13 protein-coding genes are annotated in these 17,824 nt (G+C 41.6%); 10 read left to right on the top strand and 3 right to left on the bottom strand.

Translation table 11 applies throughout. The features are described 5' to 3' along the window. Positions 1-13 precede the first annotated feature (13 nt). Together ispG and BIV16_RS05010 are read left to right on the top strand one after the other, a co-directional pair. Positions 14-1,072 carry a flavodoxin-dependent (E)-4-hydroxy-3-methylbut-2-enyl-diphosphate synthase gene (gene ispG / locus BIV16_RS05005; RefSeq protein WP_075679720.1) on the top strand — a complete coding sequence of 353 codons (1,059 nt, stop codon included), beginning with the start codon at positions 14-16 and terminating at the stop codon, positions 1,070-1,072. A 37-nt stretch (positions 1,073-1,109) separates the two neighbouring features. Beyond that, complete coding sequence (locus BIV16_RS05010; RefSeq protein WP_075679059.1) at positions 1,110-5,633, top strand: PolC-type DNA polymerase III; 4,524 nt, start codon at positions 1,110-1,112, stop codon at positions 5,631-5,633. Positions 5,634-5,750: 117 nt separating this feature from the next. Here the strand turns inward: BIV16_RS05010 and BIV16_RS05015 are convergent, their stop codons facing one another. Then, positions 5,751-6,758 carry a DUF5050 domain-containing protein gene (locus BIV16_RS05015; protein WP_075679719.1) on the bottom strand — a complete coding sequence of 336 codons (1,008 nt, stop codon included), beginning with the start codon at positions 6,756-6,758 and terminating at the stop codon, positions 5,751-5,753. A gap of 174 nt (positions 6,759-6,932) precedes the next feature. Between BIV16_RS05015 and pheA the strand changes: the two genes are divergently transcribed. From pheA to BIV16_RS05040, 5 genes are read left to right on the top strand one after another with little or no spacing between them, the layout of a single operon-like run. Further along, a complete protein-coding gene (pheA, locus tag BIV16_RS05020) occupies positions 6,933-8,063 on the top strand; it encodes a prephenate dehydratase (RefSeq protein ID WP_075679058.1) in 1,131 nt (376 codons plus the stop codon). Between the two features lie 11 nt (positions 8,064-8,074). Beyond that, complete coding sequence (locus tag BIV16_RS05025) at positions 8,075-9,367, top strand: ATP-binding protein (protein ID WP_075679057.1); 1,293 nt, start codon at positions 8,075-8,077, stop codon at positions 9,365-9,367. 19 nt (positions 9,368-9,386) lie between these two features. Further along, positions 9,387-10,916 carry a Ppx/GppA phosphatase family protein gene (locus BIV16_RS05030; protein WP_075679056.1) on the top strand — a complete coding sequence of 510 codons (1,530 nt, stop codon included), beginning with the start codon at positions 9,387-9,389 and terminating at the stop codon, positions 10,914-10,916. 23 nt (positions 10,917-10,939) lie between these two features. Further along, positions 10,940-13,096 carry an RNA degradosome polyphosphate kinase gene (locus BIV16_RS05035; RefSeq protein WP_075679055.1) on the top strand — a complete coding sequence of 719 codons (2,157 nt, stop codon included), beginning with the start codon at positions 10,940-10,942 and terminating at the stop codon, positions 13,094-13,096. A gap of 40 nt (positions 13,097-13,136) precedes the next feature. After that, entirely contained in the window at positions 13,137-13,958 is an 822-nt protein-coding gene (locus BIV16_RS05040; protein ID WP_075679054.1) for a Cof-type HAD-IIB family hydrolase, read from the top strand. A gap of 2 nt (positions 13,959-13,960) precedes the next feature. Here the strand turns inward: BIV16_RS05040 and BIV16_RS05045 are convergent, their stop codons facing one another. Further along, entirely contained in the window at positions 13,961-14,806 is an 846-nt protein-coding gene (locus tag BIV16_RS05045; protein ID WP_075679053.1) for a PHP domain-containing protein, read from the bottom strand. Between the two features lie 314 nt (positions 14,807-15,120). On the opposite strand from BIV16_RS05045, the gene infC reads away from it, so the two are divergent. Genes infC through rplT form a run of 3 tightly spaced genes read left to right on the top strand, consistent with a single transcriptional unit; the run spans position 15,121 to position 16,220 of the window. Beyond that, positions 15,121-15,615 (top strand): translation initiation factor IF-3, encoded by a 495-nt coding sequence (infC, locus tag BIV16_RS05050; protein WP_075679052.1) that lies wholly within the window; start codon positions 15,121-15,123, stop codon positions 15,613-15,615. Positions 15,616-15,639: 24 nt separating this feature from the next. Beyond that, positions 15,640-15,837, top strand: coding sequence for a 50S ribosomal protein L35 (gene rpmI / locus BIV16_RS05055; protein WP_075679051.1), 198 nt, complete (start codon positions 15,640-15,642; stop codon positions 15,835-15,837). 26 nt (positions 15,838-15,863) lie between these two features. Continuing rightward, entirely contained in the window at positions 15,864-16,220 is a 357-nt protein-coding gene (gene rplT / locus BIV16_RS05060; RefSeq protein ID WP_075679050.1) for a 50S ribosomal protein L20, read from the top strand. A gap of 552 nt (positions 16,221-16,772) precedes the next feature. Here rplT and BIV16_RS05065 read toward each other — a convergent pair. Further along, positions 16,773-17,609, bottom strand: coding sequence for an AraC family transcriptional regulator (locus tag BIV16_RS05065; protein WP_075679049.1), 837 nt, complete (start codon positions 17,607-17,609; stop codon positions 16,773-16,775). Positions 17,610-17,824 lie beyond the last annotated feature (215 nt).

Consider the following 17,824-nt stretch of genomic DNA (forward strand, 5'->3'; position numbering starts at 1 on the left):
TAATTCTGTTATGATGGAACGAAAAAATACGAAAATTGTAAAAATTGGAGACAGAGTCATCGGTGGAGGCAATCCAATCCTGATTCAGTCTATGACAAATACAAAGACAGAAGATGTAGCAGCTACGGTTGCACAGATTAAACAGCTTACGGCGGCAGGATGTGATATTATCCGCTGTGCAGTTCCAACGATGGAGGCTGCAAAGGCTTTGGGTGAAATCAAAAAGCAGATATCCATTCCTTTGGTGGCGGATATTCATTTTGATTACCGTCTTGCGATTGCGGCCATGGAAAATGGGGCGGACAAGATTCGTATCAATCCTGGCAATATCGGCAGCACAGAACGTGTCAAAGCGGTGGTAGACGTCGCAAAAGAGCGCAACATTCCAATCCGTGTCGGAGTCAACAGTGGTTCTTTAGAAAAAGACCTTGTGGAAAAATACCATGGTGTGACCGCAGAAGGGATTGTGGAGAGCGCCTTAGATAAGGTGAAATTAATCGAAGATATGGGATACGATAATCTTGTGATTAGTATCAAATCTTCGGATGTTTTGATGTGCGTGAAGGCACACGAACTGATTTCGGAAAAGACAACGCATCCACTTCATGTTGGAATTACAGAGTCCGGTACCATCATCAGCGGCAATATCAAATCCTCCATCGGATTAGGTCTGATTTTAAGTCAGGGCATTGGAGATACCATCCGTGTTTCTTTGACGGGAGATCCGTTAGAGGAGATTAAGTCTGCAAAACTGATTTTAAGAACATTAGGTTTAAGAAAAGGCGGGGTTGAAGTTGTTTCCTGCCCAACCTGTGGACGAACCAGAATCGATTTGATTCGTCTTGCAAACCAGGTGGAGAACATGGTGGCAGATATTCCGCTCGATATAAAAGTGGCTGTTATGGGCTGCGTGGTAAACGGTCCGGGAGAAGCAAAAGAGGCAGATATTGGCATCGCCGGAGGAATTGGCGAAGGACTTATCATCAAGCATGGAGAGGTCTATAAGAAGGTTCCGGAGGATCAGTTGTTAGAAGCACTCAGATATGAACTGCTTCACTGGAATGAGGCGTAGTGTAGGATAATAAAACTGCGTAAAAACGAGGAATGATATGTCAAAATTCTTTTTTGAAGTATTTCCGACGTTATCGATACAAGGAGATACAAAGAAATTATTAGAGGAAACACAGGTCGTTAAAATAGGCATGAATCCGGAAAAAACAAGGATTCGTGTCTATTTAAACGGCCCACGTTTGATTTATAAAAAGAATATTTATCAGATTGAAAAATCCATCAAAGACCAGCTTTTCCCAAAGAGAGAGATGCAGGTAAAGGTGATCGAAAAGTATCAGCTATCGGGGCAGTATACGCCACAGAAACTGATGGATGTCTATCTGGACAGTATTTTAGATGAGTTAAAAGATTATAGCCTGATGGAATACAATCTGCTCCGTTCTGCCAAAATGGAGTTCCCACAGACAAACCAGATGCGCCTTACCTTAGAGAATACCATTATTGCGCAGACGAAGTCACATGAGATTGTGGAATTTTTAGAGAAGGTTGTCTGTGAAAGATGCGGTCTTGATTTAGCGGTTCTCCTTGAGTATGAGGAACCACAGGAGAGCAAATACCGCAAAAACAGTGACCTCCAGATTCAGATGGAAGTTTCGAATGTCTTAAAAAGAACCAATTTCGACCAAAAACACACGCAGGAAGAATCCGGGGAGATGCAGACACCTGTTGCAAATTCAAACACAACATCTGGTGGAAGTGTACCAAAAACCGACACAATTTCCGAAAATAATGCAAAAAGCACTTCAAATTCGAAAAATGATGCAGGAAAACCTGCAGCAAAAAAAGCAGATTTTACCAAAAAAGAATTCAAGAAAAAGTACGATGGCGGTTACGGTGGAGGATACAAAAAATCCGACAACCCAGATGTTATCTATGGACGTGATTTTGAGGACGAGCCAATCGAAATCGAAAAAATTGTCGGTGAGATGGGTGAGGTTGTCATCCGCTGTCAGGTTATGACACTTGAGACGCGTGAGATCCGAAACGAAAAGACCATCGTCATTATGTCTGTGACGGATTTTACAGATTCGATTGTATTAAAAATCTTTACAAGAAATGACCAGCTGCCAGATTTATTAGATGGTCTGAAAAAAGGTGCATTCCTTAAAATCAAGGGTGTCACCACAATTGATAAATTTGACAGTGAGCTTACGATTGGGTCAATTGTCGGAATCAAGAAGATACCGGATTTTACCACATCACGAATGGATACGAGTGCACAAAAACGTGTGGAATTGCACTGCCATACCAAGATGAGCGATATGGATGGTGTATCTGATGTAAAAGATATTGTAAAAAGAGCCATGAAATGGGGACACAAAGCAATTGCAATTACCGACCACGGAGATGTACAGGCTTTCCCGGATGCCAATCATACGGTGTCACCGGACGATGATTTTAAGGTTATCTACGGTGTGGAAGCATACCTGGTAGATGACTTGAAGGATATCATTACGAATTCCAGAGGACAGGGTTTAAACGATACCTATGTCGTGTTTGACATAGAGACGACGGGCTTCAGCCCTGACCTAAATAAGATTATCGAGATTGGTGCGGTAAAAGTAGAGAATGGTTCCATCACGGAGCGCTTTTCTACGTTTGTAAACCCGGAGGTCCCAATTCCGTTTAACATCGAGGAATTAACCTCAATTCGGGATGATATGGTGATGGATGCACCGAAGATTGAAACCATTTTGCCGGAGTTTATGGAGTTTTGCAAAGGTGCCATCATGGTTGCGCACAATGCGGACTTTGATATGAGTTTTATCCATAAAAACTGTGAGAGACAGGGATTGCCATGCGATTATACGATTATTGATACGGTGGCACTTGCAAGAATTCTTCTGCCGAACCTAAACCGTTTTAAACTGGATACGGTTGCAAAAGCACTTGGTGTCTCTTTGGACAATCATCATCGTGCGGTGGACGATGCGGGCTGTACGGCGGAGATTTTTGTAAAATTTATCGAGATGCTAAAAGAGCGTGGAGCCGAAAACTTAGACGACGTCAATAAAATGGGTTCGACTTCCGTTGAGACGATAAAGAAGCTTCCAACGTATCATGCCATCATGCTTGCCACAAACGATACGGGACGAATCAACCTGTACAAACTTGTCTCGATGTCGCATTTAACCTATTACAACAAAAGACCGCGAATTCCAAAGAGTGAGTTTGTAAAATACCGGGAGGGAATTTTGCTTGGTTCTGCCTGTGAGGCAGGTGAATTGTATCGTTCGCTGGTGGGAGGAAGACCGCCGGAAGAGATTGCAAGAATCGTAGATTTCTATGATTATTTAGAGATTCAGCCGCTTGGCAACAATGCATTTATGCTGCGAAGTGAAAAGGAACCAATCAACACGATAGAGGAACTGCAGGATGTCAATCGTAAGATTGTGAAGTTAGGAGAACAGTTCCATAAGTTAGTTGTGGCTACCTGTGATGTTCATTTCTTGGACCCGCAGGATGAAGTGTACCGTAGAATTATTATGGCTGGAAAAGGATTTAAGGATGCAGATGACCAGGCACCGCTATACCTTCGTACCACGGAGGAGATGCTCGCAGAATTCGAGTATCTTGGAAGTGCAAAAGCGGAGGAGGTTGTCATCACTAATCCGAACAAGATTGCGGATATGTGTGAAAAGATTGCTCCGGTCCGCCCGGATAAATGTCCGCCGGTCATTGAAAATTCCGACCAGATGCTCCGTGACATCTGTTACACCAAAGCACATCATATGTATGGGGATGAGCTACCGGCAATTGTAAAAGAGCGGTTGGACCGAGAACTGAACTCCATTATATCCAACGGATATGCCGTAATGTACATCATTGCGCAGAAGCTGGTGTGGAAATCCAATGAGGACGGTTACCTGGTAGGTTCGCGAGGATCGGTAGGTTCTTCCTTTGCAGCAACGACATCCGGTATCACGGAGGTAAATCCGCTTCCGGCACATTACCGGTGTGAATATTGTAAGTACAGTGACTTTGACTCGCCGGAGGTAAAGGCATTTTCCGGCCGAAGCGGTTGTGATATGCCAGACAAAATCTGTCCGGTCTGTGGCAAAAAGTTAGTAAAAGACGGATTTGATATCCCGTTTGAGACCTTCCTTGGATTTAAGGGGAACAAAGAGCCGGATATCGATCTAAACTTCTCCGGTGAATATCAGAGTAAGGCGCATGCATACTGTGAGGTTATTTTTGGATATGGTCAGACCTTCCGTGCAGGAACCATCGGTACACTAGCAGACAAGACAGCGTTTGGCTATATCAAAAACTATTACGAGGAACGTGGTGTTCGAAAGAGAAACTGTGAGATTGACCGAATTGTACAAGGATGTGTCGGGGTACGACGTACAACCGGACAGCATCCTGGTGGTATTGTGGTATTACCAGTGGGAGAAGAAATCAACACCTTTACGCCGGTGCAGCATCCTGCAAACGATATGACAACGGCGACAGTTACCACGCACTTTGATTACCATTCGATTGACCACAACCTGTTAAAACTTGATATTCTCGGACACGATGATCCTACGATGATTCGTATGTTACAGGATTTGACCGGAATTGACCCTCAGACGATACCGCTTGATGATAAAGCTGTCATGAATCTGTTTAAAAATACAAAATCACTTGGACTAGAACCGGAGGATATCAAGGGCTGTCCGCTTGGATGTCTTGGTATCCCGGAGTTTGGAACAGATTTTGCGATGCAGATGGTTATCGATGCAAAACCACAGGAGTTTTCCGATTTGATTCGAATATCCGGTCTGTCACATGGAACGGACGTTTGGCTTGGAAATGCCCAGACCTTGATTGAAAGTGGAATTGCAACAATTTCAACTGCCATCTGTACACGAGATGACATCATGATTTATCTGATTCAAAAAGGCTTAGAGAGTGAACTTTCGTTTACCATCATGGAGTCGGTTCGAAAGGGAAAGGGATTAAAGGAGGAGTGGAAAGAGGAAATGCTTGCCCACGATGTGCCGCAGTGGTACATTGATTCCTGCTTGAAGATTAAGTACATGTTCCCGAAAGCGCATGCGGCGGCTTACGTTATGATGGCGTGGAGAATCGCTTACTGTAAAGTATTTTACCCGCTTGCATATTATGCGGCATTCTTTTCCATTCGTGCAACCGGATTCACGTATGAACTGATGTGTCAGGGAGAGGAACGTCTGCTTTACTTCATGTCCGATTATGAGAAAAGAAAAGACTCGCTGTCCAAAAAGGAGCAGGATACCTATAAAGATATGAAAATCGTGCAGGAGATGTATGCGAGAGGATTTGACTTCACACCGATTGATATTTACCGTGCCAAACCGGACCGTTTCCAGATTATTGATGGAAAATTAATGCCAGCATTAAACACCATCGAGGGAATGGGCGATAACGCTGCGGTTGCGGTAGCAGAGGCGGCAAAGGATGGAAAATTCCTATCCAAAGACGATTTCCGCCAGAGAACAAAGGTGTCAAAATCCACCATCGACTTAATGAGTGACCTTGGACTTCTTGGAGATATGCCAGAGTCCAATCAGCTTTCACTTTTTGATTTTACATAACACAAAAGCTTTCTGTGTAACTACAAATGTAGTACATAGAAAGCTTTTTGTTTATGCGAAGATGTGTGAAGTTTTTATCCCAATAGAGGAACGTATCCGGGTGCAGTATCGGTACTGTTACTCTGAAACTTCTGGTGAGAATGTTTTAATCTTATCTGGATTACTTGTGGAAGTATAAAACATCGTTCCGTTCTGGAAATCTTCAAAGAAGATATAGTTTGAGGTTACATTGATATGTGTGTAGTTTCCATCAAAGAGCGCCTGATTTTCGCTGCCGTCGGTTTTTACTCTGCAAAGCTGTGTTGTCGTGTTATCCTGATAATAAAGGTAATCGCCGGAGAGATTAAAACAATCGACACGGTCTGTTGTGAGCGTCGTCTTCTCCTTGGTCGATAAATCTACTTTTGCAAGCTTATAATCATCGTCGCAATCCATAAAGTAAAGGTTGTTGTCGACAAGAATCGGCATCCAGCAGTTTCCCTCATAGATGGTCGATTTGGAACCGGTTACGGTATCATACTGGTGAATGTTGTGATCCTCTGTGATTCCGTTGTAATAAATGTATTGTCCCTTAGAAGAACATGGATAATAAGGTGTCTGGCTGATTTGTCCCTGTTCCGTACCATCGATTTTTACCTTATAAAGTGTGGTGGCAGTCTCTTTTTCATAATGCATGTAGTACAGGTAATTTCCAACCAGAGCAGGGTACATGCAAGGAGATTTATCCAGAATGGTAATCTTGCCATTTTTCTTGGTCAGTCTGCAAAGACTGTTGGTGTCAAGGTTAAAAAGAGGATACTCGCTCGCTTTTTCCAGATTTGTTCTGGCATAGTAAACATAATTGTCATCTGCATTCAGGTAAGAAACAACATCATCGCAGACCTTTTGTACATTCCCGCCATTCATATCCATGGAATAAAGCTTGTCCTGATCCAATGGATTTGCAAAATAAATCGTACCGTCTGATTCACAAAACAGGCCATTGTTAAAAAGGTTGCCGGCGGTATTGCCGTTGACAAAACCATCATTCAAAATAGTCTTGTTTGCACGTTTGTGAAAAAATTGAAACCCCACAATACAAACAATCAAAATGAGCAGTACAATAAAAGGTATTTTCTTCTTCATAAAAATCACCATCCCCGTATCTTTTTGTTAAGAAAATTATATCATTTGTAGGTATAAAGTTTCAAGGGCATCTTGTCATCATCCACCAAATGTACTATATTATATAGTAGGGGTATTTTAGGGCGGTAACGTGCGAAAATACCAGGTGAAATCGAAGAAAGATAAGGTGACAGAATGAGAGACTTATTAGAGTTAAGAGATGAAATTGACCGCATTGACGAGCAGATTGTGCAGTTGTACGAAGATAGAATGAAGATATCCGAACAGGTTGCAGAATATAAGATATCAACCGGGAAAAAGGTGTTTGACAAGGAACGAGAGGTTTCGAAATTAAAAACCTTGTCAGGGCTTGCACATACTACATTTACCAAACACGGAGTCCGGGAATTGTTTGAACAGATTATGGCGATGAGCCGGAAAAAGCAATATCAGCTTCTGACGCAGCATGGACTTACGGAGCAGCTTGATTTTAAGGTGGTAGACGGAATTGATTATTCCAATGCCAGAATTGTATTTCAGGGTGTGGATGGTGCCAACAGCCAGATGGCGATGAAAGAATATTTTGGTGAGAACGCCAACAGTTTTCATGTAGATACTTTCCGCGATGCGATGGAAGCAATTCAGAATGGAAGTGCAAACTATGCAGTGCTTCCGATTGAAAATTCTTCCGCCGGATTTGTCACCCAAAGCTTTGATCTTTTGGTGGAATATGATGCCTGCATTGTCGGTGAGCAGATTATCAAGATTGACCATGCCCTGCTTGGAGTAAAAGGTGCCACAAAGGAGGATATTTCAATCGTTTATTCTCATCCACAGGCATTGATGCAGTGCTCCGATTATTTGGAAAGCCATCCGAACTGGAGCCAGAAAAGCTTTGTCAACACGGCAACTGCTGCAAAGAAGGTAATGGAGGATGGTTTGAAGAATCGGGCCGCCATTGCAAACATCAAAACCGCAGATATTTATGGGCTTAATGTTTTAGAAGATACCATTCAGGACAACAAGGACAACTATACCAGATTTATCATTGTGACGTCACAGAAGATTTTTGAAAAGAAAGCCGGAAAAGTCAGCATCTGTTTCGAAATTCCGCATGAGAGCGGTTCCTTGTATCACATGCTGTCACATTTTATTTACAACGACTTAAACATGGTAAAAATCGAATCCAGACCAATCAAGGAAAAAGCCTGGGAATATCGTTTCTTCATCGATTTTGAAGGAAACTTAAACGACGGAGCGGTTACAAACGCATTAAGAGGACTTTCAGAAGAATGTAATAACTTAAAAATACTTGGAAATTATTAGGTGGGAGAAAAATGGAACGTACAAAGAGTTTAATACTATACAAAGAATTTGAAAATGGAACTTTATTTTATAATTTTGCATGGATAATGGATCATTATAAGAGTGAATACTATAACAAAGAAGACATTGAGGCATTATTCTATGAATCCTTGCACCAGCTGATGGAGCTTGCCGTCAGTCATGGCTTTGAAGGAAATCTGTGGCATAATTTTGTGACCTTTCTTCTTGTCAACAACGAGAATGCGTACAGCACTGCGTGTGAAATCCGCGGTGAGGTGGGAGGTTCCATCAACCAGATTGCGCTTCATGATTTCGCCATCATGAAAGAAGTGTTTGATTTTGATTTTCATGCGTTATCCGAATATTTTGGATTCGACTGTGAGGCAGCACTGATAAGCTATGAGAGCATCAACGGAAGCAGTAAGATTTTCAATCAGCGGATTCGCGACCGCATCTGTGATCTTTGCAAACGATTGGAAGAAACTACAAGCGTAGTTGAATTTAAAAGGGAAGTGACACAGTTCTACAAGGATTTCGGTGTCGGAAAATTAGGCCTTCACAAGGCATTTCGAATTGAGCATACGGATAACGGTGCCAAGATTGTGCCAATTACCAATATTGCACATGTACGTTTGGATGACCTGGTCGGATATGAGATTGCAAAACAAAAGTTAATCGATAACACAGAAAGCTTTGTCAACGGAAAAGAGGCAAATAACTGTCTGTTGTTCGGTGATGCGGGAACCGGTAAGTCTACCAGTATAAAGGCAATCGCAAACCAGTATTACGACAGAGGGCTTCGCCTGATTGAGGTTTACAAACACCAGTTCTGTGATTTAAACGATGTGATTGCACAGATTAAAAACCGTAATTACAAGTTTATTATCTACATGGATGATTTGTCTTTTGAGGAATTTGAGATTGAATACAAGTATTTAAAAGCGGTTATTGAGGGCGGACTTGAAAAGAAACCGGACAATGTCTTAATCTATGCAACCTCGAACCGAAGACATCTGATTCGGGAAAAATTCTCAGACAAAGAGGAAGTCCGGGAAGATATGCATACATCCGATACCGTTCAGGAAAAATTATCCTTGTATGCAAGATTTGGTGTATCCATTTACTTTGGAGCACCGGACAAAAAGCAGTTCCAGAACATTGTGAAAGTTTTGGCAGAAAAATATCATGTCCAGATGGAAGAGGAAGAACTCTTATTAGAGGCAAATAAATGGGAATTATCCCACGGTGGTCTGTCTGGACGAACCGCCCAGCAGTTTATTAATTATCTGCTTGGAAGGCAATAAGAAGAAAGAGGGATGAAACATGAGCGTTCACACATTTGCGGCAATCTATATTGGTTCCTATGAAGTTAGCTTAAAGGTGTTTGAATTTTCATCAAAAAAGAAAATAAAAGAAATCGATCACGTGAGAAGCCGTCTGGAGTTAGGAAAGGATGCTTACTCAAAAGGAAGCATCGGCTATGAGTTAGTGGAAGCACTTTGCGAACGTCTTGGCGAATTCTCAGATATCATGAAGTCGTACCGCGTTGACAGCTACGAAGCGTATGCTGCAGCGGCACTTCGCGATGTGAGCAATCAGATTTTTATCTTAGACCAGATTAAAATCCGTACCGGGTTACACGTGCACGTGCTCAGTAACTCCGAACACCGCTTTATCAGTTACAAATCGGTTGCGATGAGAGACGATTTTGAAAAAATGGTACAGCAGGGAAGTGCTGTTGTGGATGTCGGCGGTGGCGGTTTACAGATTACAATTTTCTCAAAAGGAAACGTAATTACCACACAGCATCTTGCACTTGGCACGATGAAAATGAGACAGCAGCTTGCAGGAAAAAGCAACAACCTTGCACAGTATGAACTTCAGATTGAAGAGCTTGTCACAAAGGAATTGGAAGTTTTTAAGGCAATGTACTTAGAGGAAATCGAGATTCGTAACCTGATTATTATGGGAGATTATATTTCAGAGGTAGGACAGCGTGTCGGCTCGAATCAGGGGAAGAATACGATTGAAGTTTCAAAGTTTGTAAAATATATCGAAAAACTAAGCAAAAAGAATCTGGAAGAGATTTCAGAAGAGTTAAATCTTATGAATGAAAGGGACGCACTGATTGTGCCGTACATTATGATTTTTAAATGCATGGCAAAAAATCTCGGCGCAAAAAGCATCTGGATTCCAGGTGTGAACGTCAATGACGGTATGGCATTTGAATATGCGGAGAAAAATAATTTAATTGCGGCAGGACATGACTTTGAGGAGGATGTTTTGTCGGCAGCGAAAAATCTCTCGGAGCGTTACATGAGTTATTCGCCACACATTGATGCCTTAACACAGATGACAATGCTCATTTTTGATGCGATGAAAAAGGTGCATGGACTTGGGAAAAGAGAGCGTCTGCTCCTAAAAGTTGCAGCACTTTTGCATGACTGCGGAAAGTACATTAGTCTCGCGAATGGCCCGCAATGCTCGTATGACATTATTATGGCATCTGAGATTATCGGCTTATCGCATTTAGAGCGTGAGATTGTGGCATGTTCGGTGCTTTATAATACAAGACCGCTTCCGCCTTACGAAGAAGTGGCAGACAAACTGGATGAGAAAAGTTTTCTGGTTGTGGCAAAACTTTCTGCGATTCTGCGTGTTTCGAATGCGATGGACCGAAGCCATAAACAGAAATTTAAAAATGTAAAGGTTGCCGTCAAGGGCAGAGAGCTAGTGATTACCATAGAGACATTAGATGATATTGCATTGGAAAAAACACTGTTTGCAAGTAAGACCGCATATTTCGAACATATATTCAGTATCAAACCGGTTGTAAAAGAAAAACGTGTATAATTTGGGAAAGATGGGAGGACCTGATGCATATGGAGAAAAAAATAAACTTTAAGGATACATCTTTTTACGAAAACAGAGAGTTAAGCTGGTTGAAATTTGACCTAAGAGTCTTAAATGAGGCAAGAGACAAGAATATTCCGTTGCTAGAACGTCTCAAATTTGTAAGCATCACATCCTCAAATTTAGACGAATTTTATATGGTGCGTGTGGCATCCCTAAAGGATATGGTGCATGCAAATTACAAGAAACGCGATATTGCAGGAATGACAGCGACAGAGCAGCTTGCCGCAATCAATCAAAAGACAAGAGAGTTAGTCGATTTGCAATATTCCACTTACAACAGATCTTTGATACCGCTGTTACATGCACACAAGATTTCGATTGTATCGGAACATGAAAAGCTGACAAAAGAGCAGGCAGATTTTGTTGACAATTATTTTGAAAACAATGTCTATCCGGTACTGACCCCGATGGCTGTGGACGCGTCGCGCCCATTCCCGTTGATTCGGAACAAGACACTAAATATCGCGGCACTTCTTTCTAAGAAAAAGGAAGCTGGTGAGAAAAACAAAAGCGAACTGGAGTTCGCCACCGTGCAGGTGCCAAGTGTACTGCCAAGACTGATTGAGATACCATCTGCAAGCGAAGAAGAAGGGGAAAGAACCTTTATTCTGTTAGAGCAGATGATGGAGCGTAATATTGACAAACTGTTCTTAAACTACGAGGTGCTTTGTGCCTATCCGTACCGTATCATGCGTAATGCAGACTTATCCATCGACGAGGATGAGGCATCTGATTTGTTAAAAGAGATTCAAAAACAGCTTAAGATGCGTCAGTGGGGTGAGGTAATCCGGTTAGAAGTAGAAGAAAACGTCGACAAACGGCTTTTGAATTTCTTAAAGACAGAGCTTAAAGTGGCGAGCGAAGATATTTTCCAGATTCAGGGACCAATCGATTTGACCTTTTTGATGAAAATGTACGGATTAGAAGGCTATGACGAACTTCGCTATCAGCCATACACACCGCAAAGAGTACCGGAAATCGAACCGGGTGAAAATATTTTTGATGCCATCAAAAAAGGCGATATTTTGTTGCATCATCCATACCAGACGTTTGATCCGGTGGTTGATTTTATCCGTCAGGCAGCAAAAGACCCGAATGTTCTTGCTATCAAGCAGACCTTGTATCGTGTCAGCGGAAATTCCCCGATTATTGCATCCTTAGCGCAGGCTGCGGAGAACGGAAAACAGGTATCCGTTTTGGTTGAGTTAAAGGCGCGTTTTGATGAGGAAAACAACATTGTCTGGGCGAAAAAACTGGAGCAGGCGGGCTGTCACGTTATCTATGGACTGGTCGGCTTAAAGACACACAGTAAGATTGCACTTGTCGTAAGAAAAGAGGAAGATGGCATTTGCCGTTACGTTCACCTTGGAACCGGAAATTACAACGATTCCACGGCAAAACTTTATACGGACTGCGGTATTTTTACCTGCGCAGAATCCATCGGTGAGGATGCGACTGCGGTATTTAATATGTTATCCGGATATTCCGAACCGCTTTCCTGGAACGAACTTGTTGTAGCGCCAATCTGGCTTCGAAAAAAGTTTATGAAGTTAATCGAGCGCGAGATGAAACACGCTAAAGAGGGAAGAACAGCAAAAATCATTGCAAAAATGAATTCCCTTTGTGATGCCGGAATCATAGAGGCATTGTATAAGGCTGCCGCTGCAGGAGTGAAGATTGAACTGATTGTAAGGGGAATCTGCTGCCTTCGGGTTGGAATTCCAGGCGTGAGTGAGAATATTACCGTGCGTTCGATTGTTGGAAATTTCTTAGAGCACAGCCGAATTTTTTACTTTTACAATGATGGCGAGGAAGAAATCTATATGGGAAGTGCCGACTGGATGCCGCGTAACCTAGACCGACGTGTGGAAATTCTCTTCCCGGTTTTGGATGAATCTTTAAAAAAGAGAGTTTATCACATTTTGCAGGTTGAACTGGATGACAATACAAAGGCACATGTCTTACAAAAGAACGGGGAATACGAAAAAATTGACAAGAGGGGAAAAACACTTGTCAATTCCCAAAAACAGTTTTGTGAGGAGGCGGTTGCGGCTGCACCAAAGCAGGGACATGTATACCGGGAGCGCATTTTTAAACCGGCAGAGCCTGTGGAATAAGAAACGTTTTGGCTGATGATAGAATACGGGAGGATGAGAAATGAAAGAGAAGATGATGTTATGTTCGGATTTAGACGGAACTTTGCTGACAGACGATAAGGAAATCTCAGAAAAGAACATTGATGCAATTAATCGGATGCTTTCTGAGGGGCACTATTTTGTCATCTCAACAGGAAGACCGGTTGCAAGCGGAAGAGAAATCGTAAAACAACTAGGATTGACAAAGCCAGGCTGCTATATGATTGCATTTAATGGTGCCGTCATCTACGATTGCGCAGCGGACCGCATCTTATCCAAGCGTTCTCTTCCGATCGAGCACGTTCAGGAACTTTTTGAAAGTGCCAAAAAGAAAAATCTCTACGTACAGACATATACAAGTACAGATGTAGTTACTTACAGACACACGAAGGAACTTGATTTTTATTTGAAAAATTCCAGTATCAAGAATTATAAACTTTCCTCTAAGATTTATGACGTTTTAGAGGAGGAGCCACAGAAGGTGCTGCTGATTGATTTAGAGCATGAGGAGCGTTTGAAGGAATTCCAGAAGGAAAAATCAGACTGGGAGAGAGGAAAGTGCAACAGTTTCTTCTCCTGTAAAGAATATCTGGAATATTGTCCGCTTGGAGTCAGCAAGGGATATGGTGTGGAATACCTGACACAGCTTTTAAATCTTTCCATTGACCAGATTGTCGCGGTCGGGGATGAACGAAATGATATTCCGATGATTCAGACGGCAAAGATTGGAATTGCGATGGCGAATGCCGTAGACGAGGTAAAAGCTGCGGCAGATTGCGTCACAAAAAATGATAATAACCATGACGCAATTGCCGAGATTATTGATACATACATTTTAAAATAAAATTACAAATGTAGTTTTAATTCCTCTAAAACGGAGTAAGGGACATAAAGATGGCCGCAGCCGGTGCCAAGCTGAATGGTAGGTTTGTTCTCACCGTGGAAATCAGACCCACCGCTGATACAAAGGTCGTATTCTTTTGCAATCCGCTTGATGAAATGCTCATCGCTGGTGGAGTACGTCGAATAGATGGCTTCGATTCCCGTCAGTCCGACGTCCTTTAAATATTTGACAAGCTCATTTAGCCGGGTGTTGCTCATGTGATACAGCACAGGATGGGCAAGAATGGCGATGCCGCCGGCTTTTCGTATCATGGAAACGGCTTCCATCGGAGTGACTTTAAATCTTCCGACATAGCATTTCCCGTGGTCGCCAATGTATCGGTCGAAAGCTTCCTTGATGCTTCGAATCTGGCGATGCTCATATAAAAAGCGGGCGATATTGGCTCTGGTAATAACGCAGTCTTGATTTTCTGCGAGCAGTTCTTTCATGGTAATGGCAAGTCCTTCTTTTTGCAGGGCTTCCACCATTTTTTCATTGCGGCTGTCACGGCAGGCACGGAATTCGGCTAACTTTTGACAAAGGAACTCGTTGTTCTCGTCGATGAAAAGTCCGACAATATGAACTTCGCAGCCTTCGTATGTGGTAGAAAGTTCTACGCCGGGAATCAGTTCAATGCCAAGTGATTTTGCAACTGGTCTTGCCTTTGCGATGCCGCCTGTTGTGTCGTGGTCGGTAAGTGCGATGGCAGAAAGCCCAACGCGGGCAGCTTCCCTCATCAGTTCTTCCGGTGTAAAGGTACCGTCAGATTCCGTGGAATGTGTATGTAAATCAATGATTGATCGTTCCATAATGATATCCTCCTTTTTATGATTCGTTTTTTACGATTGCAAATAGGGTAATATGAAATCTATGTTTTATCATACAATAGGAAAAATTGTAAAAAAAGGCTTGACGTGTAAGGAGAAAACATGTTATATTATATGAGTTGTTAGAAAACAAAGTAGAGTATCCACTCTCACCGGAGCGCACAGCAAGCTAGGTTGCGACTCATGGTTCATATTTCAAACATTGCATTTCGCATTTTGAATGATTGTGGATAGTCTGCCTATCCACTTTTTTTATTGGAAATTTATTTTGGAGGTGCAAAACCATTAACGAGTTAATGATTAATGAACAGATCAGAGATAAAGAAGTACGTCTGGTCGGAGAAAACGGAGAACAGCTTGGCATTATGTCAGCAAGAGAAGCAATGAAACTTGCCGAGGAAGCAGAACTTGATTTAGTTAAAATTGCTCCAACTGCAAAACCACCTGTTTGTAAGATTATTGATTACGGAAAGTATCGATATGAATTAGCAAGAAAAGACAAAGAGGCTAAGAAAAAGCAGAAGACAGTAGAACTAAAAGAGATTCGTTTATCACCAAATATTGAATCAAATGATTTAAATACCAAAATGAATGCCGCCAAGAAATTCATCGCCAAGGGAGATAAGGTAAAAGTTACATTACGATTCCGTGGTCGTGAAATGGCTCATATGAATGCAAGCAAACACATTTTAGATGATTTTGCGGAAAGCATGTCTGATGTAGCAGTAGTGGAGAAGGCACCAAAGGTTGAAGGCAGAAGTATCAGTATGGTGCTGGCAGAAAGAAAATAACTTTTATTAAGGAGGAAACACATCATGCCAAAAATGAAAACAAACAGAGCAGCTGCAAAACGTTTCAAAGTTACAGGAACAGGAAAGTTAAAAAGAAACAAAGCGTATAAGAGACATATCTTAACAAAGAAAACAACAAAGACTAAGAGAAATCTTAGAAAAGCTGCTATCGTAGATGCAACAAACGTTAAGAACATGAAGAAAATTTTACCATACGTATAAAGAATCAGGTTAAGGAGGAATAAAAAATGGCAAGAGTTAAAGGCGGTATCGGCGCTAAAAAAAGACATAATAGAACTTTAAAATTAGCAAAAGGATATAGAGGCGCAAGATCCAAACAGTATAGAGTAGCAAAACAGTCAGTTATGAGAGCCTTAACAAGTTCTTACGCTGGTAGAAAAGAAAGAAAGAGACAGTTCCGTCAGTTATGGATTGCACGTATCAACGCTGCAGCAAGAATGAACGGACTTTCTTACAGCCAGATGATGCACGGCTTAAAAGTAGCTGGTGTTGACATCAACCGTAAAATGTTAGCAGAGATGGCTGTAAACGATGCAACAGGATTTGCTGCATTAGTAGAAGTTGCTAAAAAAGCAATTGCTTAATCATCTAAAATAAGATATTAAAATCCCAGTGACTAGATTCACTGGGATTTTTTTGTCGGAAAAGCTTTTGGAATATTATCTTTTGGAAGTTTAGACATTGATAGAATTGCAATTAATGACGTTTTATAATATTATGAATTATAACGGTGTTTCGAATGGCAGTATATAGTGAACACGAAAGGGAAAAGATATGAGAAAGTCTGTCAGAAAGTCCTCACTAATATATCAGCTCTGATAAGCAACATGAATCAGAAGTTTTTATCGGTATATCAAGCGACGCTTGCATGTCGGAAATTCATATTGGACAATTAGATACAGCTTTTAATAAATTGTCCGATTTCGAGGTGTTTTGATGGAAAACAGTTTACATAAAAGCACCTTATGGACAATAGGAAACAGATTGAAAAAAAGTTATCCAAAAACCCCTGTTTTTTCGAGGAATTCTGTATAAATTTTATAGAATTCCTTTTATTTTTATCCAAAACAGGAGATTCGGTTTACATAATACAGGCGATTTCAGGCATTTTTGGGTAATTTTTTAATGGAGGTGCTTTATTTGTAACAGAAATGCTTCTGCCGGTAATCTTTTGGTGACATCCCTTTCCGCTTGTGGAACGTCTTGGAAAAATAAAGGCTGTTGTCAAAGCCGATGGAGTTCGCAATGGCAGTGATGGACAAGTCAGAGTGCTCTAAGAGGTAACAGGCCTGTTTCATACGAAAGGCTGTCAGATATTCCTTTGGGGATTCTCCAAGAATCGATTCGAAAGAGCGGAACAGGTGGCTTCTGCTGACGCCGACATAGTCTGCGATGTCTTCTACCGTGATGTTGTAGGAATAATGGGAGGAGATAAATTCAATCCCTTTTTGGACATAGCTGTTTGCAGAATTTTGCATATTCTCATGGGTTGCGGTATGCATAAAGAGTGCAAGTGTGGTGTAGAGCCGTCCTGTCATTTCGACGGCATGCTCAAATTCGTTTCCTCTTGCGTCATAGATATGCAGAATCTGGCGATGAACGGATTCTCCCATAGGGGTATCCAGGATAACCGGTTTTTCTTTGGAAAAATCGGTGGCACTTAAAATCATGGAAGCGTCACTTCCGGTAAAGCCAACCCAGGCATATTCCCAAGGGTCTGTTTCATCGGCGCAGTAAGTAACCTCGGTATCTGGATAAACCAAAAAAGTGTCGCCTGCTTTTAAGGAGAAGGTTTTATGATTGACATGGTAGGAGCCTTTTCCGGAGATAATGTAATGAATCAGATAGTGGTCCCTGACGCCGGGCCCCCACTGGTAGAGCGGGTTACATTTTTGAAATCCGACGTTATAGACAGAGAGGGAAACCAGTTCTTTTTCTGTGACTTTATAGGAATTTTTATAATTTTTTTGCATGGAAGGGAATCCTTTCTTTTTACGGCATTCTATGATATGATTTAAGGTAGGCCGTAATTCTTTTTTGATTATAGAAGAAAAAAAGAGATTGTGCAACATTTTTACATATTTTACGCACATTTATAGCTATACATTTTAGAGGGACTGCGGTAATATAAAATCGTCAAAGGTAGTTAAAACAGACACGTAAGAAAATCCTATGATGTTTTTGGTCG

Source organism: Roseburia sp. 831b (assembly GCF_001940165.2).
Classification (GTDB): domain Bacteria; phylum Bacillota; class Clostridia; order Lachnospirales; family Lachnospiraceae; genus Roseburia.